Annotated in this window: 23 protein-coding genes; 6 read left to right on the top strand and 17 right to left on the bottom strand. The window is 63.3% G+C overall.

Annotation, left to right across the window (positions count from 1 at the left end):
- Position 1 precedes the first annotated feature (1 nt).
- The 3 genes from uraD to BIO17B3_RS15510 all read left to right on the top strand — a co-directional run bounded on the left by uraD (position 2) and on the right by BIO17B3_RS15510 (position 3,333).
- Positions 2–1,774: a 2-oxo-4-hydroxy-4-carboxy-5-ureidoimidazoline decarboxylase gene (gene uraD, locus BIO17B3_RS15520; RefSeq protein WP_156054704.1), complete on the top strand. Its 1,773-nt coding sequence runs from the start codon at positions 2–4 to the stop codon at positions 1,772–1,774.
- A complete protein-coding gene (locus BIO17B3_RS15515) occupies positions 1,771–3,018 on the top strand; it encodes a M20/M25/M40 family metallo-hydrolase (protein WP_156054703.1) in 1,248 nt (415 codons plus the stop codon). Before uraD ends, BIO17B3_RS15515 begins: the two co-directional genes overlap by 4 nt.
- A gap of 81 nt (positions 3,019–3,099) precedes the next feature.
- Positions 3,100–3,333, top strand: a complete 234-nt coding sequence (locus BIO17B3_RS15510) for a hypothetical protein (RefSeq protein ID WP_232054312.1) — start codon at positions 3,100–3,102, stop codon at positions 3,331–3,333.
- A gap of 12 nt (positions 3,334–3,345) precedes the next feature.
- Here the strand turns inward: BIO17B3_RS15510 and BIO17B3_RS15505 are convergent, their stop codons facing one another.
- Positions 3,346–4,578 (bottom strand): nucleoside recognition domain-containing protein, encoded by a 1,233-nt coding sequence (locus BIO17B3_RS15505; protein WP_156054702.1) that lies wholly within the window; start codon positions 4,576–4,578, stop codon positions 3,346–3,348.
- Between the two features lie 48 nt (positions 4,579–4,626).
- Positions 4,627–6,627, bottom strand: coding sequence for a DEAD/DEAH box helicase (locus BIO17B3_RS15500; RefSeq protein WP_156054701.1), 2,001 nt, complete (start codon positions 6,625–6,627; stop codon positions 4,627–4,629).
- A 275-nt stretch (positions 6,628–6,902) separates the two neighbouring features.
- On the opposite strand from BIO17B3_RS15500, the gene BIO17B3_RS15495 reads away from it, so the two are divergent.
- Positions 6,903–7,931, top strand: a complete 1,029-nt coding sequence (locus BIO17B3_RS15495; protein ID WP_041608707.1) for a peptidoglycan-binding protein — start codon at positions 6,903–6,905, stop codon at positions 7,929–7,931.
- 196 nt (positions 7,932–8,127) lie between these two features.
- Entirely contained in the window at positions 8,128–9,765 is a 1,638-nt protein-coding gene (locus BIO17B3_RS15490) for an OFA family MFS transporter (protein WP_156054700.1), read from the top strand.
- A gap of 33 nt (positions 9,766–9,798) precedes the next feature.
- Here BIO17B3_RS15490 and BIO17B3_RS15485 read toward each other — a convergent pair whose 3' ends face one another.
- From BIO17B3_RS15485 to BIO17B3_RS15475, 3 genes are all read right to left on the bottom strand, one after another.
- Positions 9,799–10,122, bottom strand: a complete 324-nt coding sequence (locus tag BIO17B3_RS15485) for a hypothetical protein (RefSeq protein WP_156054699.1) — start codon at positions 10,120–10,122, stop codon at positions 9,799–9,801.
- A 71-nt stretch (positions 10,123–10,193) separates the two neighbouring features.
- On the bottom strand, positions 10,194–11,231 hold the full coding sequence (locus tag BIO17B3_RS15480) for a hypothetical protein (RefSeq protein ID WP_156054698.1): 1,038 nt from the start codon (positions 11,229–11,231) through the stop codon (positions 10,194–10,196).
- Positions 11,224–12,492 carry a lipoprotein-releasing ABC transporter permease subunit gene (locus tag BIO17B3_RS15475; protein WP_156054697.1) on the bottom strand — a complete coding sequence of 423 codons (1,269 nt, stop codon included), beginning with the start codon at positions 12,490–12,492 and terminating at the stop codon, positions 11,224–11,226. Before BIO17B3_RS15475 ends, BIO17B3_RS15480 begins: the two co-directional genes overlap by 8 nt.
- Before the next feature lie 111 nt (positions 12,493–12,603).
- Here BIO17B3_RS15475 and BIO17B3_RS15470 point away from each other — a divergent pair, with 111 nt between their 5' ends.
- The gene (locus tag BIO17B3_RS15470) at positions 12,604–13,668 is read left to right on the top strand and encodes a glycosyltransferase family 4 protein (RefSeq protein ID WP_156054696.1); all 1,065 of its coding nucleotides are present in this window, start codon (positions 12,604–12,606) and stop codon (positions 13,666–13,668) included.
- Positions 13,669–13,677: 9 nt separating this feature from the next.
- Here BIO17B3_RS15470 and BIO17B3_RS15465 read toward each other — a convergent pair whose 3' ends face one another.
- From BIO17B3_RS15465 to nuoE, 12 genes are all read right to left on the bottom strand, one after another.
- Positions 13,678–14,277 carry an NUDIX domain-containing protein gene (locus tag BIO17B3_RS15465; RefSeq protein WP_013106526.1) on the bottom strand — a complete coding sequence of 200 codons (600 nt, stop codon included), beginning with the start codon at positions 14,275–14,277 and terminating at the stop codon, positions 13,678–13,680.
- Positions 14,274–14,591, bottom strand: coding sequence for a DUF2818 family protein (locus BIO17B3_RS15460; protein WP_013106527.1), 318 nt, complete (start codon positions 14,589–14,591; stop codon positions 14,274–14,276). The genes BIO17B3_RS15465 and BIO17B3_RS15460 overlap by 4 nt, the downstream gene beginning before the upstream one ends.
- 12 nt (positions 14,592–14,603) lie before the next feature.
- Positions 14,604–16,070 (bottom strand): NADH-quinone oxidoreductase subunit NuoN, encoded by a 1,467-nt coding sequence (nuoN, locus tag BIO17B3_RS15455; protein WP_013106528.1) that lies wholly within the window; start codon positions 16,068–16,070, stop codon positions 14,604–14,606.
- Positions 16,071–16,081: 11 nt separating this feature from the next.
- Entirely contained in the window at positions 16,082–17,566 is a 1,485-nt protein-coding gene (locus BIO17B3_RS15450; protein ID WP_156054695.1) for an NADH-quinone oxidoreductase subunit M, read from the bottom strand.
- 20 nt (positions 17,567–17,586) lie between these two features.
- Entirely contained in the window at positions 17,587–19,617 is a 2,031-nt protein-coding gene (gene nuoL, locus BIO17B3_RS15445; RefSeq protein ID WP_156054694.1) for an NADH-quinone oxidoreductase subunit L, read from the bottom strand.
- Between the two features lie 3 nt (positions 19,618–19,620).
- The gene (nuoK, locus tag BIO17B3_RS15440; RefSeq protein ID WP_013106531.1) at positions 19,621–19,935 is read right to left on the bottom strand and encodes an NADH-quinone oxidoreductase subunit NuoK; all 315 of its coding nucleotides are present in this window, start codon (positions 19,933–19,935) and stop codon (positions 19,621–19,623) included.
- A 3-nt stretch (positions 19,936–19,938) separates the two neighbouring features.
- The gene (locus tag BIO17B3_RS15435) at positions 19,939–20,568 is read right to left on the bottom strand and encodes an NADH-quinone oxidoreductase subunit J (protein ID WP_156054693.1); all 630 of its coding nucleotides are present in this window, start codon (positions 20,566–20,568) and stop codon (positions 19,939–19,941) included.
- Positions 20,569–20,666: 98 nt separating this feature from the next.
- Complete coding sequence (gene nuoI / locus BIO17B3_RS15430) at positions 20,667–21,155, bottom strand: NADH-quinone oxidoreductase subunit NuoI (protein ID WP_013106533.1); 489 nt, start codon at positions 21,153–21,155, stop codon at positions 20,667–20,669.
- Between the two features lie 9 nt (positions 21,156–21,164).
- Positions 21,165–22,226: an NADH-quinone oxidoreductase subunit NuoH gene (gene nuoH, locus BIO17B3_RS15425; protein ID WP_013106534.1), complete on the bottom strand. Its 1,062-nt coding sequence runs from the start codon at positions 22,224–22,226 to the stop codon at positions 21,165–21,167.
- Between the two features lie 96 nt (positions 22,227–22,322).
- Complete coding sequence (nuoG, locus tag BIO17B3_RS15420; protein WP_156054692.1) at positions 22,323–24,773, bottom strand: NADH-quinone oxidoreductase subunit NuoG; 2,451 nt, start codon at positions 24,771–24,773, stop codon at positions 22,323–22,325.
- A 38-nt stretch (positions 24,774–24,811) separates the two neighbouring features.
- On the bottom strand, positions 24,812–26,140 hold the full coding sequence (gene nuoF / locus BIO17B3_RS15415; protein WP_156054691.1) for an NADH-quinone oxidoreductase subunit NuoF: 1,329 nt from the start codon (positions 26,138–26,140) through the stop codon (positions 24,812–24,814).
- A complete protein-coding gene (gene nuoE / locus BIO17B3_RS15410) occupies positions 26,137–26,637 on the bottom strand; it encodes an NADH-quinone oxidoreductase subunit NuoE (protein ID WP_156055309.1) in 501 nt (166 codons plus the stop codon). Before nuoE ends, nuoF begins: the two co-directional genes overlap by 4 nt.
- Between the last annotated feature and the right edge of the window lie 14 nt (positions 26,638–26,651).

Genomic DNA, 26,651 nt, shown 5'->3' with positions numbered 1-26,651 from the left:
CATGCCCACTCTGGCTGAACTCAACGCCGCGTCGGCGCCGGCTTTCACCGACCTGCTCGACGGCGTCTATGAACACTCGCGCTGGATTGCCGCGCGCACCTGGGCGGCCCGCCCCTTTGCCACCCTGGCCGCCCTCAAGGCGGCGCTGGTGCAGACGGTGCGCCAGGCCAGCCGCGATGAACAGCTCGGGCTGATTCGCGCTCACCCCGAGCTGGCGGGCAAGGCGGCCGTAGCGGGCCAGCTCACAGCCGAATCCACGGATGAACAATCGCGCGCCGGCCTGTCGCACTGCACTCCCGATGAGTTCGCCCGAATCTCCGCGCTCAACGCCGAGTACACCGCGCGCTTTGGCTGGCCCTTCATCCTCGCAGTGCGCGGTCCGCGCGGCGCCGGGTTGAGCCGGGCACAGATCATCGCCACGCTGGAGCGCCGCACCGACAACCCGCCGGACTTCGAGTTTGCCGAAGCCCTGCGCCAGATCCACCGCATTGCCGAACTGCGGCTGAACGACAAATTCGGCTTCGTGCCGGAACAAGGCAACCGCGTGTGGGACTGGTGTGAGCACCTCGCCACGCACAGCGAACCGGCGTGGAAAGAACGCGGCGAACTCACCACCACCTACCTCACCGACGCACACCGCGCCGCGGCCGCCGAGATTGCCGCCACCATGCGCGAATGCGGCTTCGACACCGTGAACATCGACGCCGTCGGCAATGTGGTCGGCGTCTACCCAGGCAGCAACCCCGCAGCCCCGCGCCTGCTCACCGGCAGCCATTACGATACCGTGCGCAACGCCGGCAAGTACGACGGCCGCATCGGTCATTTCATTCCCATGGCCTGCGTGCGCGCCATGCACCGCGCGGGTCGGCGCCTGCCCTTCGGCCTCGAAGTCGTGGCCTTCGCCGAAGAGGAAGGCCAGCGCTACAAGGCCACCTTCCTCGGCTCGGGCGCGCTCACCGGCGCTTTCAATCCGGCCTGGCTCGACCAGCAAGACCGCGACGGCATTTCCATGCGCGACGCCATGCGACACGCCGGGCTGCCCGCAGACTTGCCCGCCATTGCAGCGTTGCGCCGCGATCCGGCGCGTTACCTCGGCTTCGTCGAAGTACACATCGAACAGGGACCAGTGCTGAATGCGCTCGATCTGCCGCTGGGCATCGTCACCTCGATCAACGCCAGCGTACGCTGCGTCGGCGAGATCATCGGCATGGCCAGCCACGCCGGCACCACGCCGATGAACGCGCGCCGCGATGCCGCCTGCGCCGCCGCCGAACTGGCGCTGTTTCTCGAGCGCCGCGCCGCCGCCGATGGCGACAGCGTCGGCACCGTCGGCCTGCTTGAAGTGCCCGGCGGGTCGATCAATGTGGTGCCCGGGCGCTGCCGCTTCAGCCTCGACATCCGCGCGCCCAACAATGCCCAGCGCGACGCCGTGCTGGCCGACACCCGCACCGAGCTGGCCGCCATTTGCGCCCGCCGCAAGCTGCGCTTCACCCTCGAACAAACCATGCGCGAGCAAGCCGCCACCAGCGACCCGGCACTGCAACAACGCTGGGAACGCGCAGTCGCCGCACTCGGCCTGCCGCTGCATCACCTGCCCAGCGGCGCCGGACACGACGCCATGATGCTGCACACCGTCATGCCGCAGGCCATGCTGTTCGTGCGCGGCGAAAACGCCGGCATCAGCCACAACCCGCTCGAATCCAGCACGGCCGACGATCTCGACCTCGCCTGCGCCGCCTTCCAACATCTCCTCGACACCCTCGCCGCATCATGACCGACACCACTCGCGACTCACCGACCTACGCCGCCCTCGACCGATGGGTCGATACCCACTTCGACGAACAGACCCGCATGCTGCAGGAACTGGTGCGCGTGCCCACCGACACCCCGCCGGGCAACAACGCCCCGCATGCCGAGCGCACCGCGCAACTGCTGGCCAACTTCGGCCTGACGGCCGAAAAAATCGCCATTCCCGCCCAGGCCTGCAAGGAACAGGGCCTGGAGTCCATCACCAACCTCATCGTGCGGCGCAACTATGGCGCGGGCGGCCCGGTCATCGCGCTCAACGCCCACGGCGACGTGGTGCCACCGGGTGAAGGCTGGACGCATGCCCCCTACGGCGGCGAGATCGAAGACGGCAAGCTCTACGGCCGCGCCTCCGCCGTAAGCAAATGCGACTTCACCACCTACACCTTCGCCGTGCGCGCCCTTGAAGCGCTGGGCGTGCCGCTCAAGGGCGGCGTCGAACTGCACTTCACTTACGACGAAGAATTCGGCGGCGCGCTCGGCCCCGGCTGGCTGCTGGAGCATGGCCTCACCAAGCCCGACCTGGAAATCGCCGCCGGTTTCAGCTATCAGGTGGTCAATGCGCACAACGGCTGCCTGCAACTCGAAGTGACGGTACACGGCGTCATGGCGCACGCCGCCATTCCGCATACCGGCGTGGACGCACTGCAGGGCGCCGTCGCCATTCTGAACGCCCTCTATGCCCAGAACACGATCTACCGCAAGATGCATTCGCAGGTGCAAGGCATCGACCACCCGTATCTCAACGTCGGGCTGATCGAAGGAGGCACCAACACCAACGTGGTGCCGGGCAAGGTGGTGCTCAAGCTTGACCGCCGCATGATTCCCGAAGAAGACCCGGCCACGGTCGAAGCCGAGTTGCGGCGCGTGATCGAACAGGCCGCCACCACGGTTTCCGGCATCACCGTGAACATTCGCCGCATGCTTCTGGCGCGTGCGCTCAAACCCATTCCCGGTTTCGAGCGCCTGGCCACGCCGCTGCAGCGCCATGCGCAAACCCTGTTCGGCGAACCCGTCCCGATCATCGGCACCCCGCTCTACACCGATGTGCGGCTTTACGCCGAACACGGCATTCCCGCCGTGATCTACGGCGCGGGCCCGCGCACCGTGCGCGAGAGCAATGCCAAGCGCGCCGACGAACACATCGTGCTCGAAGACCTGCGCCGCGCGACCAAAGTGGTAGCGCGCACCTTGTTCGATCTGCTGCACTGAGTCTGCCTGCCGCAGGCGACCGAATCGACGCCAAGCCCTATATAGTCCGCGTAGTTTCGTATTCGCCTGAAGGACGCCGCCATGCGCCAAGACAGCGTGTTATTCAAAACCGAAAAGGGCCAGGACGAGATCGCCAAGCGGGCGGTTCTGCAATCGCGTGTGTTGCGCAATGTGCTGCTTCTGGTGGACGGCAAACGCAACGTAAAAACCCTGCGGGAGTTGATGCAGGCCATCTCCGCTCCCGAAGACGCGCTGGAGCAACTGCTCGCCCTCGAAATAGGGCCTGTTAACCTGCTGCGCCAACTCGGACGGTAGCGCTGCAAGCGCTCAATGCGGAGCGAAGAACCACGCGCACACCGCGATCGAGGCCACTACTCCGGCCAGATCGGCCGCCAGTGCGCAACCCACGGTGTGGCGCACGCGTTTGATGCCCACCGCGCCGAAATACACCGCCACCACGTAGAACGTCGTCTCGGTGCTGCCCTGCATCGTCGCGGCCAGCAGCGCCGGGTAGCTGTCCACGCCGTAATGCTGCATGGTCTCGATCAGCATGGCGCGCGCGGCACTGCCGGAAAACGGCTTGACCAGCGCCGTGGGCAGCGCGGCGACGAAGTCGGTGTTCATGCCCAGCGCGTGCACCACCCAGCGGATGCCCTCCAGCGCATAGCCCAGCGCGCCCGAGGCGCGCAACACCCCCACCGCGCACAGCATGGCCACCAGATAGGGCAGCAGGTCGCGCGCCACGCCAAAGCCGTCCTTGGCGCCTTCGATGAAGGCCTCGTACACCGGCACCCGTTTGAACGCGCCCGCCAACAGGAAGGCGAGGATGACGCCGAATAACACCAGGTTGCCAACCAGCGCCGAAACGCTGGCCAGCGCCGCCGCGCTGAGCGTCGTCAGCCCCGCGAGCAGCGCGCCCAGCAGCAGCGCGCCGCCGCCCAGATAGGCCAGCGCCACCGGGTCCCAGAGTTTGAGCCGCTGCATCCACGCCACGCTGAGCAGCCCCGTCAGCGTGGACGCGCTGGTGGCGATGAGAATGGGCAGAAACACCAGCGTCGGGTCGGGCGCGCCCTGCTGCGCGCGGTACATGAAAATGCTCACCGGCAGCAGCGTCAGCGACGACGCATTGAGCACCAGGAACAGGATCTGCGCATTGCTCGCCGTGTCCGGACTGGGGTTGAGCGTTTGCAACTCGCGCATGGCGCGCAGGCCAATGGGCGTGGCGGCGTTGTCCAGCCCCAGCACATTGGCGGCGAAGTTCAGGGTGATCAGGCCGATGGCCGGATGGCCTTGCGGCACTTCCGGCATCAGCCGCCGGAACAGCGGGCCCAGTGCCCGCGCCAGCACCTCCACCAGCCCCGCGCGCTCGGCGATGCGCAGCAGCCCCAGCCACAAGGTGAGGGTGCCGAACAACAGCACCATCACCTCGACCGAGAGCTTGGCCATGGCGAACAGGCTGTCGGTGATCGCGGCGAACACCGCCGCATCGCCCAGTGCCCAGCGCGTCAGAGCCGCAACGGCGGCCACCAGAAAGAAGCCGAGCCAGAGTCGGTTGAGCATCCGTTTTGCCGACGCCGCGCTTTCAGGCCCCTGCTTCGTCCCGCCGCGTCAAGGTTTGCGCTTGAACGACTTGCTACCGGGCATCGGCGCGGCGCGGCGCTTGGGCGCGGGCGACGCGTCGCCCGAATCGAAACGTCGTGCGGGCGCTCGGGTCGCCGGACGTTCCCGGGCGGTATCGCGCACCGGCTCGGCTTTGGTGAGCTGCAGTTGACGCCCACTCACCCAGGTTTTTTGCAGGGTGCGGAATACATCTTTGGGCATGCCTTCGGGCAGCTCGACAAAGCTGTGGTCGCCGCGAATGGCGATATTGCCGATGTGCTTGTTTTCAAGCCCGGCCTCGTTGGCGATGGCGCCGACCAGATTGCGCACTTCCACGCCATGATCGCGTCCGACTTCCACCCGGTAGGTCTCGAAGCGCACATCGCTGGCAGTATGCGGGCCTCGCGCGGTGCGCTCGCTGTGCGCCGGATGTTCGGCAGACGCGACCTCGCGCGGCGCCGAATGCGGCGCCGCATCGGCCGCTTCACGCGCCTGCATCAGGGTTTGGGTGAAATCGTCGAGATCGCGGGGCTTGGCGCGCTCACGCGGCGCACGCGCCGCAGGCCCCTCCTCGCGTGTGGCCCGCGCGGGGCGTGGCGCGCGCGGTTCGCGGCCCTCACGCGGTTCGCGCTCGCGGCGTGGCGCGCGGCTCTCCTCGCGGGTATCAGCGTTGTAGGACGGTTCGCTGCCCGGGCGCATGAGCAGCGGCTTGTTGCCTTGCACCATACGCGCCAGCGCCGCGGCAATCTCGATGGCTGGAATGTCGAATTCCTGCTCGTAGCGCTCGACCAGGCGCTGGTAATCCTCCAACCCTTCCTGCTCGCGTGCCTCGGTGATGCGCTCCATGAAGCGGCTGATGCGGCTGTCATTCACCGCTTCGGTGCTGGGCAACTGCATCTGCGTGATGGGCTGGCGCGTGGCCCGCTCGATGGCGCGCAGCAAATGCCGCTCGCGCGGGGTAACGAACAGAATGGCGTCGCCAGTGCGCCCCGCACGACCGGTGCGGCCGATGCGGTGTACGTAGCTTTCGGTATCCGTCGGAATGTCGTAGTTCACCACATGGCTGATGCGCTCCACATCCAGCCCGCGCGCCGCCACATCGGTGGCGACAAGGATGTCGAGCTGCCCGTCCTTGAGCCGCTGCACCATGCGCTCGCGCAGCGCCTGCGGCACGTCGCCATTGAGCGCCGCCGCGGTGAATCCACGCGCTGCCAGCTTCTCGGCCAATTCCTCGGTGGCCTGCTTGGTGCGGGCGAAGATGATCATGCCCTCGAACGGCTCGACCTCCAGAATGCGGGTGAGCGCATCGAGCTTGTGCAGACCGCTGACCATCCAGTAGCGCTGCTGAATGTGCGTGGCGGTGGTCGTGGCCGCCTTGATGGTGATCTCCTGCGGATCGCGTAAATAGGTTTGTGCAATTCGGCGGATGGCCGAGGGCATGGTGGCCGAAAACAGCGCCACCTGACGCTGCGGCGGGGTCTTTTTCAGGATGGACTCGACATCGTCGATGAAGCCCATGCGCAGCATCTCATCCGCCTCGTCGAGCACCATGTGCGCGAGTTGGTCGAGCTTGAGCGTGCCGCGCTCCAGGTGATCGATGATGCGCCCCGGGGTGCCCACCACGACATGCGCGCCCCGCTTGAGCGAGGCGAGCTGCGGCACGTAGCTTTGCCCGCCATAGATCGGCAGCACATTGAAACCCGGCAGATGCGCGGCATAGCGCGCAAACGCCTCGGCCACCTGAATGGCCAGCTCGCGCGTAGGCGCCAGCACCAACGCCTGGGTGTGGCGTGCATTGCAATCGATCTTGGCCAGGATGGGCAGCGCAAACGCCGCCGTCTTGCCCGTGCCGGTCTGCGCCTGGCCGAGCACATCGCGCCCAGCCAGCAGCGGCGGAATGGTGGCCGCCTGAATGGGCGACGGGGTTTCATATCCCACATCGCGCAGGGCTTGCAGCAACGGTTCGGGCAAGCCGAGTTCGGCAAAGGGGGAGATTTGTTGTGAAGTCATGGATTGTGGGCCTTGAAGACGGCTAAACCTCTATTGTGCGCGCGACACCGAAACCTGATGCGCATCGTTCATGCGATAGCGTCGCTTCAGGCTCAAACCTTGCATATCGGCCTAGCAAAATGCTTAAAAAGCCACAATTCGTCAAGATTGCGCACTCAGAAAGCGTTTATGACCGAAAAACACCATAAAAAACTTCTAGTATCTGGCGGCTGCGCCGTCTGATAGTCGGGCAGGCCCGCTTTTTCATCGATAACAACTTGGAGTCCAGATCAATGATGCATCCATTCAAGCGCCTAACAGCCCTAGCTGCGGTTCTTTCCCTCGCCGCATGTTCCAGCATGGACATGGGATCAAAAGCTGCAAAAACCGAAGCCACAGGATCGGCTGGCGGCGCCAACAGCCAGAACGCGAACAGCAAACTCGCTCGCTGCAACGCGCCGCTGGGCACGATTGCCGTGGTGGAAGACACCAACACACCTTGGTACGGCATTCTCACCAGCCAATACCAGCTCGGCCCGACCACGCCGGTGCTCAAGCTCATGATCCAGCAGTCGAACTGCTTTGTGGTGGTCGATCGTGGCCGCGCCATGAACAACATGATGCAAGAGCGCGCGCTGGCTCAATCGGGCGAGTTGCGGCAGAACTCGAACTTCGGCAAGGGGCAAATGGTTTCGGCGGACTACACCCTTAGCCCGACCATCACCTTCTCGAACAATAACGCTGGCGGCATTGGCGGCTTAGTGGGCGGTCTGCTCGGCCCGGTTGGGGCCATTGTGGGCGGCAGCGTCAGCGCCAAGGAAGCCAGCACCCTGCTCACGCTGGTGGACAACCGTTCAGGCGTGCAGCTTGCTGCTGCCGAGGGTAGTGCGAAAAATTGGGATTTTGGCGCCATTGGCGGCTTGTTTGGCGGCGCAGCGGGCGGCATCGGCGGCGGTTATGCCAACACGGCGCAGGGCAAAGTCATTGTGGCGGCGTTCATGGATTCGTATAACGGTGTCGTCAAGGCCGTCGAGAACTACAAAGCGCAGGAAGTCAAAGGCGGACTGGGCACCGGCGGCCAGCTCGGCGTGCAGGGCGGATCGACCCCGGCCGCACAGCCTGTGGCCGCAACGCAGACCGCCCCCGCCACCATGACGCTCAAACAGGCGCAGGAAAAGCTCAACGCGCAGGGCTTTCCGGTCGGTACGCCCGACGGCGTCATGGGACCGCGAACCCGCGCTGAGCTCAAGCGCTTCCAGAATTCGCGCGGCCTGCCTGAATCGGGCGTGCTCGACCAGGCCACGATCGCGGCGTTCAATCAGTAATTTCAGGGTAGTCTGCCTGTGAGGGCAGACCTCCACCAAAAGCCGACGCTTGTCGGCTTTTTTTAATATGCACAAAACGCAACATGTCAGACAAACTTTGCCAACAAAGTCACGGAACTTCACTATAAAGCGGCCTGCAGCGGCAAAAGTTCCTGCCGCCGCATCCCGGGGAACAACGACAAACTTGGAGTCATGAATGGCATCTTCTCTTAGCACACCCCTCTCTAAACCGGGCTTGCTCGACCGCGAAAGCACGGTTGCAGGTCCCAATTTCAACCGCTGGCTGGTGCCTACCGCCGCGCTTGCGATTCACCTGTGTATCGGCATGGCCTATGGCTTCTCCGTGTTCTGGCTGCCGATGAGCAAGCTGCTTGGAGGCACCGATCCTGCCGTATGCGGCTCGATGGGTTTCTGGGGCCATCTCACCACCACGACTTGCAACTGGACGGTGCCGTCGGTGACGCACATCTTTGAAGTATTCATCGCCTTTCTGGGTATTTCGGCCGCCATCTGGGGCGCCTGGCTGGAACATGCGGGCCCGCGCAAGGCCGGTTTCATCGCCGCGCTGTGCTGGGGCGGCGGCCTGGTGCTCGGCGGCATCGGCATTTACATCCATCAGCTCTGGCTGGTGATTCTCGGGGCCGGCGTACTGGGAGGCATTGGTCTGGGGCTGGGCTATATCACGCCCGTCTCGACCCTCATCAAATGGTTCCCGGATCGTCGCGGTCTGGCCACCGGCTTTGCCATCATGGGATTTGGCGGTGGCGCGATGATCGGCGCACCGCTAGCTGTGGCGCTGATGAAGAATTTCAGCGCCTCGGGCACCCTGGGCGTCGCTCAAACGCTGATCATCATGGGCGTGCTCTATTTCGTGGTGATGTCGGCGGGGGCGTTCGGCTTCCGGGTGCCGCCCACTGGCTGGAAGCCGCGGGGATGGACGCCCAAGGCCAAGGGCGGCAATGCCATGATCACCGACCATGAAGTGCATCTGAACAAGGCGATGAAAACGCCGCAGTTCTGGCTGGTCTGGTGGATTCTGTGCCTGAACGTGACGGCCGGCATCGGCGTGATCGCCATGGCCAGCCCGATGCTGCAGGACGTGTTCGGCGGCCGTCTCATCGGCCTCGACAGCGGCGCAGCGCTCGATGCGGCGCAGAAGGCCGCGCTGGTCGCGGCAGCCGGTGGCCTGGTCGGTTTGATCAGCCTGTTCAACAGCGGCGGTCGTCTGTTCTGGGCCGCGCTGTCTGACTACATCGGCCGCAAGGCGACTTATGCGGTGTTCTTTGCGCTGGGCGTGGCGCTCTACGCCAGCCTCCCCGCGCTGGGCCATAGCGGCGCAGCAGGCCTGTTCATTCTGGTGGTCTGCGTCATCATGACCATGTACGGCGGCGGCTTTGCCACTGTGCCGGCCTATCTGGCCGACTTGTTCGGCACGCAGATGGTGGGCGCGATTCACGGCCGTCTGCTCACCGCGTGGTCGGTTGCCGGTGTGGCCGGGCCCTTCCTCATCGCCGCCATCCGCCAGACCCAGATCGACGCTGGTGTGGCGAAGAACCTGGTCTATGACCGCACGCTCTATATCCTGGCCGGACTGCTGCTGGTGGGCTTCATCCTCAACCTGCTGGTGCGCCCTGTGGCGGCCAAGTACCGCATGACGCCAGAAGAACTCGCCCGCGAACGCGCCCTCAAGCACGAGGACCGCATCGCCGGTGACGCCGAGCACGCGGCACGCGGCAGCTTCGGCATTGTTGGCGTGCTGGCCTGGGCTGCGGTCGGTATTCCCTTCTTTATCGGCGTCTATATCGCCCTACAGAAGGCAGCCGTACTGTTCTGAGCTTGCGGCAGGGGGCTGATTGCCAGCCCCCGTTCAGCGCCGGGTGCGAAGCCCGGAGCCGCGCGCATCGACCAGGGCGATCTGGTGCCGACCGGGCGGGGGAAACCAGGGCAAGCGCGCGCCACGGACAAGAGGGCGACCATTGACTTGCCAGCGCGCATCGGCCGTGGAAGCGGCGGTCGGCCCAACGCGCGGCAGACCGCTCGGCGGCGTCTGTTGGCGGCTTGGCGTTTTGGCGTGCAGAGCCCGCATCACCGCAGCCCAGACGAGCGCAGCGCCGGCGTCATCGCGCTTGGGAGCGCCTGGCATCAATCCCAGAAACAGGCTAAATGCGGCCCACCAGCGTTCGTAATCCATCTCTCACCCTCATCACCTGCAAAGTTGTTTTTATATGCGATAAGAATGACAAAAAGTGACAACTTGGTTGGCTACAAACCGTGAAACTGCGCGGGAAAGTCGGCCCGTTGCCAGAATTTCCAGCCTTGCGGACGGCGGATCTGCAGGGTGCGCCAGCGCAGCTCGCCCGCGAGGGTGAGACGCACGCCGCCCGACTGCTGCAGCGCCTGCGCAATGGCGGCGCAGAGGCTGGCATCGAGCCGACGCAGACCGGCGGCGGGGTCGCCTGCCAGCAGCGCGCGGGCGTCGAAAATACGCAGGGTGTCGAGCGGCCCGTTGCGCGGGCGCAAAGCAAGGCCGCGCAGCGCGGCGGCGAGGGCCGGATCGCTCACCGCATCGCCATCTCCCTCATATTCGGCAAGGCGCACCGGGCTGCGCCAATCGGCCGCCAGGGGGCCGCAACCGTGTATCCAGAGGGTATTGATGTCGGGCAGGCCGCGCTGTTCGCGCGCTTCGTTGACGGCATGGTGCTGCCAGGTCATCTGCACTTCGGTGAGCAGTTGCCGCCAGGGTCGGGCCGCCGGGCCGCCGGGCATCCAGGCTGCGACGCTGCGGCCAAGAGCGCGCGCCACGCCCGCCGTCACAACCTCGGTCAGACTGGAGTGGGCGGCATACCAGCGCATCGGCGTGACTCGGCGCAGCGTCCATCCCGCGCTGGCAAACAAGGGCTCGGCGGCGGCGAAGAGCGGCTGAGCTTCATCCGCCCTGAGATCGAGCGTGGCAGGATCGGTGAGCGACAGGCTGTCGCGTCCCAGCCGCAGATGCGCCGGGGTGAGCAGGCACAGCGCCTGATCTGCGGGAAAAGCGTCGGCCACGCCATCGGCCAGCGCGGCCAGACGTGCCCAAGGCGCCTGCTCGGCCTCTGTGCCATCCAGACGCAGGGCGTGCAGCAGCCAGCGCTCGGCGGGCGTCAGCCAGGCGGCTTGGGCATCTTCTCGCGGTGGCTCCTGCTCCAGCACCACGGCCTGGCGGCAAAGAGCGGCGGTTGCAGGCAAGCCGGGCTGCGCCAGCAGTTGCGCAAGCGCCGGTGAGGTCGAGGGCAGATCGGACAGCAGCAGATGTTCACTCATACCGCAAAGCCTGCGCCGGTTGCACCCGCGAGGCGCTCCAACTGGGATAAAGCGTGGCCAGCAGAGATAAGACCAGCGACGCCACGGTGATGGTGGCGATGTCTAAAAAGCGCGGATCGCTGGGCATGGTGTGGATCAGGTACACGCTGCGTGGCAGGAACTGGGTGTGCAGCACGGTTTCGAGGAACGAGACAATGGGGTCGAGATTGAACGCAATCAGACAACCCAGCGCGACACCGGCGAAGGTACCGAGAAAACCCGTCACCGCGCCCTGCAGCAGAAAGATGGACATGATGGAGCCGGGGCTCGCACCCTGCGTGCGCAGAATAGCGATATCGGCCAGCTTGTCGGTCACCGTCATGACCAGGGTAGAGACGAGGTTGAACGCCGCCACCGCCACAATCATGGTGAGGATGATGAACATCATGCGCTTCTCGATCACCACGGCCTCGAACCAGGTGCGGTTCTGCTCGGTCCAGGGTTGGGCCACGAGTTCGGGCGGCAGCACGCGCTGCAAGTCTTGCGCAATCTGCGGGGCGTCATTCATATTTCGCGTCTGCACGCGCAGCCCGGTGGGGCCTCCGGTGCGGAACAGCGCCGATGCGTCTTGCAGATTCACCAGCGCCAGAGTGCTGTCGTACTCGTAGTGCCCGACATTGAAAATGCCCACCACCCGCAGGGTGCGCAGACGGGGAATCATGCCCGCCGGGGTGATGGAGCCGCTGGGCACCACCATGGTGATCTGGTCGCCCACGCCAACACCCAGCGCATTGGCCAGCTCGTTGCCCAGTACCACACCGAAGTCGCCCGGCTTGAGCGCGGCCAGACTGCCAGCCACCATGTGCTCGGGGATCTGCGACACCTGGGTTTCTTCGCTCGGCTCCACCCCCCAGACCAGCACGCCCTGCAACTGACTGCCCTGCGCCACCAGCGCCTGACCTTGCACAAACGGCGCCACCCCGGTCACTGCCGGATTGCTTTTGACCTGCTGCGCCACGCCGCGCCAGTCGGGCAAGGCCTGACCATTGACATTGAGAATCTGGATGTGCGGAATGACGTTGAGCATGCGGTCTCGCACCTCCTTCTGAAACCCGTTCATCACCGAGATGACCACAATCAGCGCGGCGACCCCGAGGGCGATGCCGCCAACGGAAACCGCAGAAATAAAGGAGATGAAGCCGTTGCGCCGACTGCGCCGCCCGCTGCGGGTATAGCGCCAACCGATAAGCAGCTCAAAAGGCCAGGAGAAGGATGCAGACATAACTGCGCAGTGTAGGCGACGGCCGCAGGCAAGGCGGCGCGCGGGACATGTGGATTCGTGATGACGGGCAAAGGCACAATGTCGGTTTATCGCGTTTCTCTACCGCACCCCATGTTGCACGCCACCGCCCTGTCCGCCCTGCTCTGCTGGCTGGGATGCGCCGCCCTCATCGTGCTGGGTCGGCGCAGGCATTTCGGCCTGGACGAAACCCAGGGCGTGCAGAAATGGCATCGCCACCCCACGCCGCGCACCGGCGGCTTCGCCCTGGCGCTGGGCATATTGGTGGGCCTGCTATGGCTCATGCACCTCACCTATGTCAGCGAGCCCGTCACAATCCGATTGGCCGTCGCCATTGCGCCGGTGCTGCTCGCCGGGGTGGTGGAAGACCTGCGCCGCCATGTGCCCCCCTTGTGGCGGGCGCTGGCCACGGTGCTCGCCGCGGGGCTAGCGGTCTGGCTGCTTGAGGCCAGCGTCACCCGTCTGGGGCTGTGGCCGCTGGACGCTTGGATACACGCCTGGCCAGTGCTGGGTTGGCTCATCGCGCTCGTCGCCATCAGCGCCCTGCCGCATGCGGTCAATATGATCGACGGCTACAACGGCCTGGCCGGCATGGTGAGCTTCATGATTTTCGGCGCCATCGGCTATGTGGCGTTCAAGGTCAGCGACCCGCTGATCATGGCGCTCAGCCTCGCCGCCATCGGCGCGCTGCTGGGTTTTCTGTTCTGGAACTGGCCGCGCGGCCAGATCTTCCTGGGCGATACCGGCGCTTATCTGCTCGGCTTCTGGATGGCGCTGCTCAGCGTATTGCTGGTGGCGCGCAACCCAGCCGTCTCACCCTGGTTCGCCCTTATGGTGCTGGCCTACCCGGTGTGGGAGTTGCTGTATTCGCTGTGGCGGCGCAAGTTTCGCCAACGCGCGGGCACGGCGCCCGATACGCTGCATCTGCATCACCTGGTGTACTGGCGGCTCACCCGTCTGATCGACGAGGACGATCATCCTGATCCGCGGCAGCGCCGCAATGCGGCCACCTCGCCTTATCTCTGGGCCGTCGCGGCTTTCAGCGTGGGCCCGGCCATGCTGTGGTGGGGCAGCACCCCCCTGCTCATGGCCTGCTGTGTGGGCTTCGTTACCCTCTATCTGCTGGCCTATCGCCTGCTGGTTCAGCGCCGCATCTGAGCTACAGCGTCAGGCCACGTCCTGCCAGTCGAAGTTCCAGGTGTTTTGCAGCAATTTTTCCAGCCAGAACGCGCCGATCACGGTCTTGACGTCGGTGATCTGACCATTGCGCACCCAGTCGAGGGTGTCTTGCGGGCTGGCCTCGAAAACATCGAGCAGTTCGTTGTCGTCGAGCGATTGGCGACCTGCGACCAGGCCGCGCGCGAAAGCGAGATGAATGGTTTCGTCGGAGTAGGAAATCGCGTTGTTGATCGGTCCGATATAGGCCCACTGCTTCGCGCTGTAGCCGGTTTCCTCGCGCAGTTCGCGCTGGGCACAAGCCAGCCAGCTCTCACCCGCGTCGAGTTTGCCCGCGGGAAACTCCACCATGACCCGCTGCATCGGCGTGCGGAACTGGCGCTCCATCAGTACCTTGCCGTTATCGAGCAGGGGAATGATCATCACCGCGCCGGAGTGGCGGATGTATTCGCGGGTCACCTGCGCGCCGTTGGCCAGCCGCACCAGATCGCGCGAAATATTGAGGAAGGTGCCGCGAAACACCATCTCGCTGTCGAGCGTGTGTTCGCGCAAGGCCGCTGCCTGCGGCACGCGCGCCGGATCGCCGCTCATGTGCGACTCGGGGCCGGATGACGCTTGACCATGTAACGCAGCACATAACCCGGAAAGGCCAGCACTAGGAACATGGCGACAGAGACGGCATAGAACTCCCAATGCTGTGGATAGTTCTGGCCGATCCGCGCTTCGAGCGCCATGCCAATAAAGCCGACGACAAAGAACAGAATCAGCAGCTCAAGCAGACGTAGCCAGATCGACTTGGGGGTTTTCTTGAGCGGAATGACTAGGAAGAAGCGGTTGGAAACAAACGGTAGGTTGGCGGCGACGAACGCCAGAACGATAACCAACCAGATTGCGGAATTCTGCATAGGGAAACACTTTCAGTGCAGGGTGTTGGCGATGGCCTGATAACACAAGGTCATCAAACCACCGGGCATCAACCCAAGAAATAAAACCGCCAGACCATTGAGCGACAGCAGAGCACGCGCTCCGCCCACTCCACTTGCGCGCGAGGCCGAAAGCGCCGTGGGTGCATCAAAATACATCACCTTGATCACACGAATGTAGTAATACGCACCGATGACCGAGAGGATGACCGAGTACACCACCAGCCAGACCCGCCCGGTATTGAGCAGAATGGTGAGCACTTCGAGCTTGGCATAAAAACCAGCGAACGGCGGTATGCCAGCCAAAGAGAATAAAAGAAACGTCATGACACCTGCCATCCAGGGGTCAGTTTTGGCCAGACCGGCAAAATCGCGGATGTCTTCGGCCTCGAAACCTTCGCGCGCCAGCAGCAGAATCACGCCGAAGGTGCCCAGCGTGGTGAGCACGTAAATGACCATGTAGAACATCGCGCCGCTGTAGGCGGTGGAGGCGGAGAGCCCATTGCCGTTGAGCATGCCTGAGAGCAGCGCGAGGAGCACGAAGCCGATCTGGGCGATGGTGGAATACGCCAGCATGCGCTTGAGGTTGGTCTGCGCAATGGCCGCCAGATTGCCCAGACCGATGGACAGCACCGCCAGCACCACCAGCATGCCCTGCCAGTCCATCGCCAGCGGGAACATGCCTTCCACCAGCAGGCGAATCGCCATGGCGAAGGCCGCCAGTTTGGGCGCCGCGCCCACCATCAGCACCACAGCCGTGGGCGCGCCCTGATAGACGTCGGGAATCCACATGTGGAAGGGCACGGCTCCGAGCTTGAACGCCAGACCTGCAACGATGAACACCACCCCGAGCACGAGCACGGCGCGGTTGATCGGCTCGACCGCGATCATGCGGAAGATGGTGACCAGATCAAGCGAACCGGTGGCGCCATACAGCATCGACATGCCGTAGAGCAGGAAACCCGAAGCCAATGCGCCGAGGATGAAATATTTCATCGCCGCCTCGGTGGACTGCGTGTGATCGCGGCGCAGCGCAACCAGGGCGTAGAGCGCGAGCGAGAGCAGTTCCAGCCCCAGATAGATGGTCAGCAGGTTGTTTCCCGAGATCATGATGAACTGCCCGAGCAGCGACAGCAGCACCAGGCTGAACAACTCGCCGCCCCACATGCCGCGATCCAGGGCGTAGCGCCGAGAGTAAACCAAGGTGACGATGGTGGCGATGACCGTGAAAAGCTTGAGCAGCATAGCCATCGGATCGACGATGAGCGCACGCGCCATGGCGAACTGCTGCATGCCCGAGGCGTAGTAAAGCCCGCAAAGCGCGCCGATGCCCACCAGTCCCAGCAGCGTCAGCCAATAGCTCACTCGGTGCTGCGCATCTTTGACGAACAGGTCGACGAGCATGACCACGCAGGCCAGCACGAGCAGGAGAATTTCCGGATAAATGGCGATCCAGTTCATGGCGGTTGTTGTCACTGCAATTTGGAAGACGCCGCAAACTGCAGCAGATGTTGCACCGAGGCCTGCATCGGATCGGTGAAGAATTTGGGATACACGCCCATCCACAGCACCGCGCCGACCAGCACGGCGAGCATAAAGAATTCACGGGCGCCGATGTCCTTGAGCGCGGCTACATGGTCATTGCCCACCGGCCCGAAATACACCCGCTTGATCATCCACAAGGTATAGCTCGCAGCCAGAATGAGCGTGGTCGCGGCCAGCAGGCCGATCCAGAAATTGAATTTCACCGCAGCCAGAATCACCATCCACTCGCCGACAAAACCGCTGGTGCCCGGCAAGCCGGCGTTGGCCATGCCGAACAGCACGGCCAGCGCGGCGAACTTGGGCATGGTGTTGGTCACTCCGCCGTAATCGGCAATCTCGCGGGTGTGCATGCGGTCATACAGCACCCCGATGGTCAGAAACATGGCGCCGGAAATGAAGCCGTGCGAGATCATCTGCACCAACCCGCCCTGCACACCCAGGTCGGAGAACAGGAAAAAGCCCAGAGTGACAAACCCCATGTGCGCGATGGATGAATACGCCACCAGCTTTTTCATGTCGGCCTGCACCAGAGCGACAAAACCGATGTAAATCACCGCAATGAGCGACAAGGCGATCATGACCGGCGCGAGCGCATGGCTGGCATCAGGCAGCATGGGCAGAGAGAAGCGGATGAAACCGTAGGCGCCGAGCTTGAGCATGATGGCCGCCAGAATCACCGAGCCGCCGGTGGGCGCTTCAACGTGCGCATCCGGCAGCCAGGTGTGCACCGGCCACATCGGAATCTTCACCGCGAAGGCGAAGAAAAAGGCGATGAAAATGAAAATCTGCGCCGTCATCGACAGCGGCACGTGGTACCAGTTGGCGATGTCGAAACTTCCGCCCGACTGCAGGTAAAGATAGATCAGCGCCACCAGCATGAGCAGCGAACCAGCCAGGGTGTAGAGGAAGAACTTGAACGCGGCATATACCCGCCGCGGCCCGCCCCAGATGCCGATGATCAGATACATCGGAATGAGCGTGGCCTCGAAGAACACATAGAACAGCAGGGCATCGGTCGCGGCAAACACGCCGATCATCAGGCCCGACAGAATGAGGAAAGCGCCGAGATAAAGGCTGACGCGATCTTTGATGACCTCCCAGGCGCTGATGATCACGATCACGGTCATCAAAGCGGTCAGCGGCACGAACCACAGCGACACGCCGTCGATGCCCAGCGCGTAATTGATGTTGAAAGGCCGAATCCAGGGCACGGACTCGACAAACTGCATGCCCGCCTGGGCGTTGTCGAAGCCGGTGATCAGCGGCAGGGTGATGAGAAAGGAGATCAGCGAGCCGATCAGCGCCAGCCAGCGCGCCGCCGCAGCGCGTTGCTCGCCCTGAACAAAGAGCAGCAAGACACCGAAGGCGATGGGAATCCAGATGGACAGACTGAGCAAAGGGAGAGATTGCATGCTTGTATCGCGCTTCGCTGTTATCGGATGAACCAGCCGGACAACAGCTTGCCCGGAACAAAATAGCCCATGAACACCACCACACCGGCAATCATCGCCAGGGCGTAGTAATAGATGTAGCCGGTCTGCAGCAGGCGCACCACCCGCGCCGTCCAGCCGACCACGCGCGCCGTACCGTTGACCAGCAGACCATCGATAAGACCCACATCCCCGCCTTTCCACAGGCCCGTGCCCAGCAGACGCATGCCAGAAGCCAGCACGTTCTGGTTGAACCAGTCGAAGAAGTAATTGTTTTCGAGCACGGTATAGATCGGCCCCAGCATGCGCCGCACAGCCTGCGGGAAGCGCAGGTTCACCATATAGCCGTAGTAGGCCGTGGCAATGCCGGCAAGCGCCAGCCACAGCGGCATCGACGACAAGCCGTGAATCATCATCTGAATCTGGCCGTGCCAGTGCTCAGCGAGATCGCTCATGGCCGGGTGGGCCGCCGCGTTGACAAAAATCGAGTTCCCGAAGAAGTGCCCGTAAAGCAGCGGCTGAATGAAGAGATAGCCTGCGAGGACGGACGGAATGGCCAGCATGATGAGCGGCACCGTCACCACCCACGGCGACTCGTGCGGCTCGTGAGCGCCATCGTGTCCGTGATCCTGCGCATGATCATGTCCATGCGCATCGTGCGCCACGTGCCGGAAGCGCTCTTCGCCATGGAACACCATGAAATACATGCGGAAGGTGTAGAGCGCGGTGACGAACACACTGGAGAGCACGGCGAAGTAAGCAAAGCCCGCTCCCGGCAGATCGCTGGCATGCACCGCCTCGATGATGCTGTCTTTGGAGAAAAAGCCAGCGAACGGCGGAATGCCGCTGAGCGCCAGACCGCCGATCAGGAAGGTGATCCAGGTGATGGGCATGTATTTGCGCAGACCGCCCATATGGCGCATGTCCTGGTCATGGTGCATGCCGATGATCACCGAGCCCGCCGCGAGGAACAGCAAAGCCTTGAAGAACGCATGGGTCATCAGGTGGAAAATCGCTACCGAGTAGGCCGAAGCCCCCAGCGCCACGGTCATGTAGCCGAGCTGCGATAGGGTGGAGTAGGCAATGACCCGCTTGATGTCGGTTTGCACCACGCCCAGGATGCCCATGAACAGCGCGGTGATGGCGCCGATGACCAAAATAAAGGACAGCGCAGTGTTCGACAACTCGAACAGCGGCGACATGCGCGCCACCATGAAAATACCCGCCGTCACCATGGTGGCCGCGTGAATGAGCGCCGAGATCGGCGTCGGGCCTTCCATCGAATCGGGCAGCCAGACATGCAGCGGGAACTGCGCGCTCTTGCCCATGGCGCCGATGAACAGAGAGATGCACGCCACCGTGATCAGCATCCAGTCGGTGCCCGGCAGATGCAACAGCGCCAGCTCCGGCCCCTTGGCGAAAATTTCGGTGTAGTTCAGGCTGCCGGTGTAGGCCGCCAGCAGACCAATGCCCAGAATGAAGCCGAAGTCGCCCACGCGGTTGACGATGAAGGCCTTCATATTGGCGAAAACCGCCGTGGGCCGCGTGTACCAGAAGCCGATCAGCAGATACGACACCAGGCCCACCGCCTCCCAGCCGAAGAACAACTGCAGCATGTTGTTGCTCATCACCAGCATCAGCATGGAGAAGGTGAAGAGCGAGATGTAGCTGAAAAAGCGCTGGTAGCCGTCGTCATCGGCCATGTAGCCGATGGTGTAGATGTGCACCGCGAGCGAAACGAACGTGACGACAGCCATCATCAGCGCCGACAGGCCGTCGATCATGAAACCGACTTCCATGTGCAGCTTGCCCACCACCATCCACTCATAAATCGTGGCGTTGAAGCGGGCGCCGTTGATGACGTCGTTGAGGACGATGAGCGACAGCACGAAAGACAATCCGACCGAGAGCGTGGTCAGCCAGTGCGAAGCCGATCGGCCGATGCTTCGGCCGAACAGACCGACGATGATGGACGAGACGAGAGGCGCCAGTGCGATGACCAGCAGCAAGGTGGGATTCAGCGTGGCTTGCATCGATCAGCCCTTGAGTTGGTCGAGATCCTCGACGTCGATGGTGTTGAGGTTGCGGAACAGCACCACCAGAATGGCCAGACCGATGGCCGACTCCGCCGCAGCGACGGTGAGGATGAAGAACACGAACACCTGTCCGCCAAAATCCTGCAGGTAGTGCGAGAAGGCGATGAAATTCAGGTTCACCGCCAGCAGCATGAGCTCAATGGCCATGAGGATGACAATGAGATTGCGGCGATTGAGAAAAATGCCGACGACCGAGATAGCGAACAGAATGGCGCCGAGCACCAAGTAATGCGCCAGGGTGAGTGAACCGAGCATGGCTTACTCCTTGGGTTGGGCGGGCATGGATACCAGCCGCACGCGGTCCGCACGGCGGGCCTTGATCTGCTCGGAAGCCGGCATATGCCGCACATCCTTGCGCCGGCGCAACGTGAGCGCGATGGCCGCGATGATGGCCACGAGCAATATGACCGCCGCAATTTCCACCGCGAACAGGTATTGCGAATACAGCACCACGCCCAGCGCGCGGGTGTTGGACAGATCGGTGAGCGGATTGTCGGCAGAGGTCGCTGCCCCGACCTGCGCAGCGCGCGTCATACCGCCAATCTGGAAGCCCTGCATCAGCACGGCGGCCATTTCCAGCACGATGAGCACGCCCACGAGCGCTGCGACTGGAAAGTAACGCCAGAACCCCTTGCGAATGCTGTCGAGGTTGATGTCGAGCATCATCACCACAAAGAGGAACAGCACCATCACCGCGCCGACGTACACCAGCACCAGCACGATGGCGAGAAACTCGGCGCGCAGCAGCAGCCAGATAGCCGACATCTGGAAGAACGCCAGCACCAGATAAAGCGCGGAGTGCACCGGGTTACGCGCCGTGATCACTCGCAGCGCGGCAAACAGCAGCACGGCGGAGAACAGGTAGAACAGGATGGTTTGAACGTCCATGGTCACAACAAGGGCCTTGCCGCAGCGCAAGCCGTCGGCCTAGAAACAGTGGGGACAATCGCCAGAGCCCGCCCATGACTTGCGGCGGGCTTCAGCGATCAGCGGTATGGGGCGTCGGCCTCCTTGGTGGCGGCGATGTCTTTTTCATAGCGGTCGCCCACGGCCAGCAGCATCTCTTTGGTGAAGTAGAGATCGCCACGCTTTTCACCGTGGTATTCAAAAATCGAGGTTTCGACGATGGAGTCGACCGGGCAGCTTTCTTCGCACAGCCCGCAGAAAATGCACTTGGTCAGATCGATGTCGTAGCGGGTGGTGCGGCGGGTGCCATCGTCACGCTGCTCCGATTCGATGGTGATGGCCAGCGCCGGGCACACCGCTTCGCACAGCTTGCAGGCGATGCAACGCTCTTCGCCATTGGGATAACGGCGCAGCGCATGCAGGCCACGAAAACGCGGCGACAGCGGCGTCTTCTCTTCGGGATACTGCACCGTGATCTTGCTCTTGAAGGCGTATTTGCCCGTCAGAGCCAGACCCTTGAAGAGTTCGACCAGAAAAAAGCTGTTGAAGGTGTCACGCAAAGCGGCCATGGTTCTGCCTCACTTCCAGATATTCCAGGGGGTTTGCATCCAGGCGGCCACCACGACAAGCCAGATGAGGGTGACGGGAATGAAAATCTTCCAGCCCAGGCGCATGATCTGGTCGTAGCGATAGCGCGGGAAGGTGGCCCGCAGCCAGAGAAACATGCTGACCACGACAAAAGTCTTTATGCCCAGCCAGATCCACCCCGGAATGAAACCGAGGAAGGCCACCGGCGCATCCCATCCGCCCAGGAACATGACCGTGGTGAGGATGGAGATCAGGATCATGTTGGCGTATTCGGCCAGGAAGAACATGGCGAAGGCCATGCCCGAATACTCGACCATGTGGCCGGCAACGATTTCCGATTCGCCTTCCACCACGTCAAAGGGCGCACGATTGGTCTCGGCCACACCGGCAATGAAATAGACCACAAAAATGGGCAGCAGCGGCAGCCAGTTCCAGGAGAGGAAGTTAAGGCCCATGGAGGCAAAAGTGCCATGGGTCTGCCCCATCACGATTTCGGTCATGTTCAGACTGCCGGACACCATGAGCACGATGACCATGGCGAAACCCATCGCGATCTCGTAGCTCACCATCTGTGCCGAAGCGCGCATGGCGCCCAGGAAGGCGTATTTGGAGTTCGACGCCCAACCGGCGATGATCACGCCATAGACCTCAAGAGAAGTGAGCGCCAGCAGCAGGAGCAGTCCGGCGTTCACATTGGCCAGGGCGACGTCCGGCCCGAAGGGTATGACCGCCCAGGCGGCCAAGGCCGGCATGATGGTCATCACCGGCCCCAGCAGGAACAGACGCTTGTTCGAGCGAAACGGGATGACGATTTCCTTGAGCAGCAGCTTGAGGCCATCGGCGATGGGCTGCAGCAGGCCGAACGGGCCGACGCGGTTGGGGCCGATGCGGATCTGAATCCAGCCGATCAGCTTGCGCTCCCAGAGCGTTAGGTAAGCGACGGCTCCCATCAGCGGCGCGACGATGACGATGATCTTGATCAGGTTCCAGACGATCGGCCAGGCTATCGGCCCGAGCAGGGATAGTCCGCCTTGGTTGAAGGATTCGAGCATGGTCAGCAGGATGCGTAGGATCGCGCCAGGCGCGCTTCATTCCCCTTGGGAGAGGGAAAACTTTGCGAACATTGTGAGGGCCACGAGTATTTCATCTCAGACCCTTTCAGGGCTTGCAGGGGCGGTGGGAACTGCGGCGGCAGGAACGGCAGCCACGGCGCTCACCCGCTCGACCTGAACCGCACCAGACATCGCTCCGAGCGAACCCAAAGGCGCCGCCTCGGCCCAGGCCGCAGCAATGCTGACCACGGTGGGGGCCAGCGCGTCGTCACAGCGCGCGGGCAACACCACGCTTTGCGCATCAACCGTATCAACCTTCACGCGCACCGAATCGCCGTTCTGCAGGCCGAGTTGCTCCCACAATGCGGTGGACACGCCCACCATGCGGGCGTTGCGCGCATCGCGCGTGCGTTGCAGGCTAGGCGCGCGACGCACGATGGCGTCGCTCGAATAGATCGGCACCGGGGCAAAACGCTCGATCGCAGGGGCCACCGAGGCAGGCAACTCAGATGGCAAGTCCAGGGGCGTGGACTGCGCCAGACGGGCGGCGATCTGGTCGGCGCCGCCTTGATCAACGCCACCCAGGCCCGCGAAGGCCTCAGTGCGAACCTCCGCAGCACTCTGGTAGTCGAAGCCCTGCAGCTCGAACAAATTGCCCAGCACGCGCAGCACTTTCCATCCGGGACGAGTCTCACCCAGAGGCTGTACGACGGGATTGAAACTCTGCAGCCGACCTTCGGCATTGACCAGGCTACCCGCCGTTTCGGTAAAGGGTGCGATCGGCAGCATGACGTGCGCGTAGCCCTCAGCCGCGTCAACAAAGGGGCTAAACGAGACAATGAACTCGGCCTGCTCCAGCGCTTTGTGCAGGGCGACCGGGTCAGCGCTGTCTTCCTCCGGTTCGACGCCGAACAGCATCATGGCGCGCGGCGGCTGAGCGATGATTTTGGCGACATCACGGCCAGGAGCCAGGGGCGATACCCCCAGCAGCGCGGCGCCCACCGTGTTGCCCGCCTCAGTCAGATCGCCGCAGATGCCGCCGACCTCACGTGCGATCCACTGCGCGAGGGCGCGCAGCGTCGCAGCCTGCGGATGTTGCACGGCTGAGTCGCCGAGGAACACGGCCTTGTGTTCGCCGCCGAGCAGGCTGGCCGCGATCGCCTGAGCCTGAGCACTCGGCATCGCCACGGTCTGTAGACCGGCCGGCGCCTCGATGCCTTTGACCTGAGCCACGGCACGCGCCACCCCAGCCAACTCGGCAACCCATAGACTGGGCGCAGCGGCAATGCGTGCGTGCAGGGGCATGAGCCAATCGTCGTTTGCCGCGTGCAGGGTGGAAATTTTGGCCCCGGCCTTGGCCGCTTGCCGCACGCGAGCCGACAGCAGCGGCTGCTCCTTGCGCAAGGTGCTGCCGATGAACAGAGCGGCCTGCAACTGTCCCATTTCAGCAATCGGCATGCCCAGCCAGGGAATGGCCGCTGCGTTGGCGTCACCGGAAAAATCGCTCTGACGCAGGCGGGTGTCCAGGCTGTTGCTGCCCAGCGCGGTCAGCAGTTTTTTCAGCAAATACAGCTCTTCCACCGTGCTGGTGGGCACGGCCAGGGCCGCCAGCGCGGCGCCGCCCTCTTGCCCCATGGCGCGACGCAGACCTTGCACGGTAAATTCGAGCGCGGTTTGCCAGTCGACTGACTTCCACTGCCCGTTTTCGCGGATCTGCGGCGCAGTCAATCGTTCTTCGCTGTTGAGCCCTTCGTAGGCGAAACGATCGCGGTCGGAGATCCAGCATTCGTTGACGGCTTCGTTCTCTTGCGGCACCACGCGCATCACGCGGTCGCCCTTGACCTGCACGATGAGGTTGGCGCCCACGCTGTCGTGCGGGCTGATGGAAGCGCGGCGCGACAGTTCCCAGGTGCGGGCGCTGTAGCGGAACGGCTTGCTGGTGAGCGCGCCGACCGGGCAGATGTCGATCATATTTCCCGACAGCTCGGAATCGACCGTGCTGCCGACGAAGGTCATGATCTCGGAATGCTCGCCGCGGTTGGCCATGCCGAGTTCCATGATGCCGGCAATTTCTTGGCCGAAGCGCACGCAGCGCGTGCACTGGATGCAGCGGCTCATCTCTTCCATGGCGATGAGCGGGCCCGCGTCCTTGTGGAAGATGACGCGCTTTTCCTCGGTGTAGCGCGAGGCCGAGCCGCCATAGCCCACGGCCAGATCCTGCAATTGGCACTCACCGCCCTGGTCGCAGATCGGGCAATCGAGCGGATGGTTGATGAGCAGAAACTCCATCACCCCTTTCTGCGCCTGAAGCGCACGCTCGGAATGGGTGCGCACGACCATGCCCTGCGCGGCCGGGGTGGCGCAGGCCGGCAGCGGCTTGGGCGCCTTTTCCACATCGACCAGACACATGCGGCAGTTGGCTGCGATGGTCAACTTGTGGTGATAGCAAAAATGCGGCACATAGATGCCGAGTTGCGTGGCCGCATCCATGACCATAGCGCCCTCGGGCACCTGGACTTTTTGACCGTCGATTTCGAGTTCAACCATGATGGTGCGTCCTGTGCAGAATCGGGACAAAGAGCGGCTCAAACATAGGCTGGCACGAGGCAGGTCTTGTGGGTGATGTGATGCTCGAACTCCGGCCGGAAGTGCTTGACGAACGACTTCACCGGCATGGCCGCCGCATCGCCCAGCGCGCAAATGGTGCGCCCGGCGATGTTGTCGGACACCGAGTTGAGCAGGCCGAGGTCTTCCATCCGTCCCTGGCCGTTTTCGATGCGGTGCACCACGCGGTACAGCCAGCCCGTGCCTTCGCGACACGGAGTGCACTGCCCGCAGGACTCATGCTGGTAGAAGTAGGACAGACGCATCAGCGACTTCACCATGCAGCGGGTATCGTTGAGCACAATCACCGCGCCCGAACCCAGCATGGAGCCTGCCTTGGCGATGGAGTCGTAATCCATGGTGCAGTCCATCATGATGCTGGCGGGCAGCACCGGAGCCGATGATCCGCCGGGAATCACAGCCTTGAGCTCGCGCCCTTCGCGCATGCCCCCGGCGAGTTCGAGCAATTTGGCAAACGGCGTGCCCATGGGCACTTCGTAGTTGCCCGGTTTGGCGACGTCACCCGACACCGAATAAATCTTGGTGCCGCCGTTGTTGGGTTTGCCCACTTCGAGATAAGCCTGGCCGCCGTGGCGGATGATCCACGGCACCGCGGCAAAGGTCTCGGTGTTGTTGATCGTGGTGGGTTTGCCATACAGGCCAAAGCTCGCGGGAAAAGGCGGCTTGAAGCGTGGCTGGCCCTTCTTGCCTTCGAGCGATTCGAGCAGCGCGGTTTCCTCGCCGCAAATGTAGGCGCCAAAACCATGCGCGGCATGCAACTGGAAGCTGAAGTTGCTGCCCAGGATGTTGTCGCCCAGATAGCCTGCATCGCGCGCTTGTCGCAGCGCTTCTTCGAACCGGTCGTAATCCTCGAAAATCTCGCCGTGGATGTAGTTGTAGCCCACGGTGATGCCCATGGCGAAGGCGGCAATGGTCATGCCTTCGATCACTGCATGCGGGTTGAAGCGCAGGATGTCACGGTCTTTGAAGGTGCCCGGCTCGCCCTCGTCGGAGTTGCACACCAGATACTTCTGCCCCGGAAACTGACGCGGCATGAAGCTCCACTTCAGCCCGGTGGGAAAACCAGCGCCACCTCTGCCACGCAAGGCCGAGGCCTTGACTTCCGCAATAACTTGTTCGGGCGTCCAGCCCTCGGTGAGGATTTTGCGCAGCGCCTGGTAGCCATCGCGCGCCAGGTAGCCCTGCAGATCCCAATTCTCGCCGTTCAGCCCTGCGAGGATCTGCGGCTGCAGATGACGGCCGTGAAAACAGCTTTCCTGCCCAGTGCTTTGTCCGAATGGCCGACTCATTTCGACTCTCCCTTGGCCGCCTCTGCACGCAGTTCTTCCACCAGCGCATCCAGACGCTCGGGGCGCATGAAGCTGCACAGCCGACGATCGTTGACCAGCATGGCCGGGGCATCGCCGCAGGCGCCCAGGCATTCGGACTCTTGCAGGGTGAAAACTCCGTCGGGCGTGGTTTCGCCCAGCGCCACACCCAACTTCTCGCTCAAATACTGAGCCGCCGCTCCGCCGCCGCTCAGGGCGCACGGCAGATTGGTGCAGACGTTGAGCTTGAAGCGTCCGACCGGCCGGGTGTTGAACATGTTGTAGAAGGTCACCACCTCATGGACGGCGATCGGCGGCATGCCAAGGTAGTCGGCCACCGCCTTCTCGGCCTCGGGCGACACCCAGCCCTGCTCCTGCTGGACGATGGACAGCGCCGCGATGACCGCCGACTGCTTCTGCTCGGGCGGATATTTGGCCACTTCCAGGTCGATGCGCTGGCGGGTGGATTCGGACAACATCATGCGTTGCATTT

Source organism: Thiomonas sp. OC7 (genome assembly GCF_900634595.1).
Taxonomy (GTDB): domain Bacteria; phylum Pseudomonadota; class Gammaproteobacteria; order Burkholderiales; family Burkholderiaceae_C; genus Thiomonas; species Thiomonas arsenitoxydans.
Note: the sequence above shows the minus strand (reverse complement) of the source record. Positions and strands in the feature narration are given on the sequence as shown.

What these genes read in the sequence shown, in the direction of transcription:
- uraD (WP_156054704.1), top strand. Translation starts at nt 2, where the DNA reads ATGCCCACTCTGGCTGAACTCAACGCCGCGTCGGCGCCGGCTTTCACC.
- BIO17B3_RS15515 (WP_156054703.1), top strand. Translation starts at nt 1,771, where the DNA reads ATGACCGACACCACTCGCGACTCACCGACCTACGCCGCCCTCGACCGA.
- BIO17B3_RS15510 (WP_232054312.1), top strand. Translation starts at nt 3,100, where the DNA reads ATGCGCCAAGACAGCGTGTTATTCAAAACCGAAAAGGGCCAGGACGAG.
- BIO17B3_RS15505 (WP_156054702.1), bottom strand. Translation starts at nt 4,578, where the DNA reads ATGCTCAACCGACTCTGGCTCGGCTTCTTTCTGGTGGCCGCCGTTGCG.
- BIO17B3_RS15500 (WP_156054701.1), bottom strand. Translation starts at nt 6,627, where the DNA reads ATGACTTCACAACAAATCTCCCCCTTTGCCGAACTCGGCTTGCCCGAA.
- BIO17B3_RS15495 (WP_041608707.1), top strand. Translation starts at nt 6,903, where the DNA reads ATGCATCCATTCAAGCGCCTAACAGCCCTAGCTGCGGTTCTTTCCCTC.
- BIO17B3_RS15490 (WP_156054700.1), top strand. Translation starts at nt 8,128, where the DNA reads ATGGCATCTTCTCTTAGCACACCCCTCTCTAAACCGGGCTTGCTCGAC.
- BIO17B3_RS15485 (WP_156054699.1), bottom strand. Translation starts at nt 10,122, where the DNA reads ATGGATTACGAACGCTGGTGGGCCGCATTTAGCCTGTTTCTGGGATTG.
- BIO17B3_RS15480 (WP_156054698.1), bottom strand. Translation starts at nt 11,231, where the DNA reads ATGAGTGAACATCTGCTGCTGTCCGATCTGCCCTCGACCTCACCGGCG.
- BIO17B3_RS15475 (WP_156054697.1), bottom strand. Translation starts at nt 12,492, where the DNA reads ATGTCTGCATCCTTCTCCTGGCCTTTTGAGCTGCTTATCGGTTGGCGC.
- BIO17B3_RS15470 (WP_156054696.1), top strand. Translation starts at nt 12,604, where the DNA reads ATGTTGCACGCCACCGCCCTGTCCGCCCTGCTCTGCTGGCTGGGATGC.
- BIO17B3_RS15465 (WP_013106526.1), bottom strand. Translation starts at nt 14,277, where the DNA reads ATGAGCGGCGATCCGGCGCGCGTGCCGCAGGCAGCGGCCTTGCGCGAA.
- BIO17B3_RS15460 (WP_013106527.1), bottom strand. Translation starts at nt 14,591, where the DNA reads ATGCAGAATTCCGCAATCTGGTTGGTTATCGTTCTGGCGTTCGTCGCC.
- nuoN (WP_013106528.1), bottom strand. Translation starts at nt 16,070, where the DNA reads ATGAACTGGATCGCCATTTATCCGGAAATTCTCCTGCTCGTGCTGGCC.
- BIO17B3_RS15450 (WP_156054695.1), bottom strand. Translation starts at nt 17,566, where the DNA reads ATGCAATCTCTCCCTTTGCTCAGTCTGTCCATCTGGATTCCCATCGCC.
- nuoL (WP_156054694.1), bottom strand. Translation starts at nt 19,617, where the DNA reads ATGCAAGCCACGCTGAATCCCACCTTGCTGCTGGTCATCGCACTGGCG.
- nuoK (WP_013106531.1), bottom strand. Translation starts at nt 19,935, where the DNA reads ATGCTCGGTTCACTCACCCTGGCGCATTACTTGGTGCTCGGCGCCATT.
- BIO17B3_RS15435 (WP_156054693.1), bottom strand. Translation starts at nt 20,568, where the DNA reads ATGGACGTTCAAACCATCCTGTTCTACCTGTTCTCCGCCGTGCTGCTG.
- nuoI (WP_013106533.1), bottom strand. Translation starts at nt 21,155, where the DNA reads ATGGCCGCTTTGCGTGACACCTTCAACAGCTTTTTTCTGGTCGAACTC.
- nuoH (WP_013106534.1), bottom strand. Translation starts at nt 22,226, where the DNA reads ATGCTCGAATCCTTCAACCAAGGCGGACTATCCCTGCTCGGGCCGATA.
- nuoG (WP_156054692.1), bottom strand. Translation starts at nt 24,773, where the DNA reads ATGGTTGAACTCGAAATCGACGGTCAAAAAGTCCAGGTGCCCGAGGGC.
- nuoF (WP_156054691.1), bottom strand. Translation starts at nt 26,140, where the DNA reads ATGAGTCGGCCATTCGGACAAAGCACTGGGCAGGAAAGCTGTTTTCAC.
- nuoE (WP_156055309.1), bottom strand. Translation starts at nt 26,637, where the DNA reads ATGTTGTCCGAATCCACCCGCCAGCGCATCGACCTGGAAGTGGCCAAA.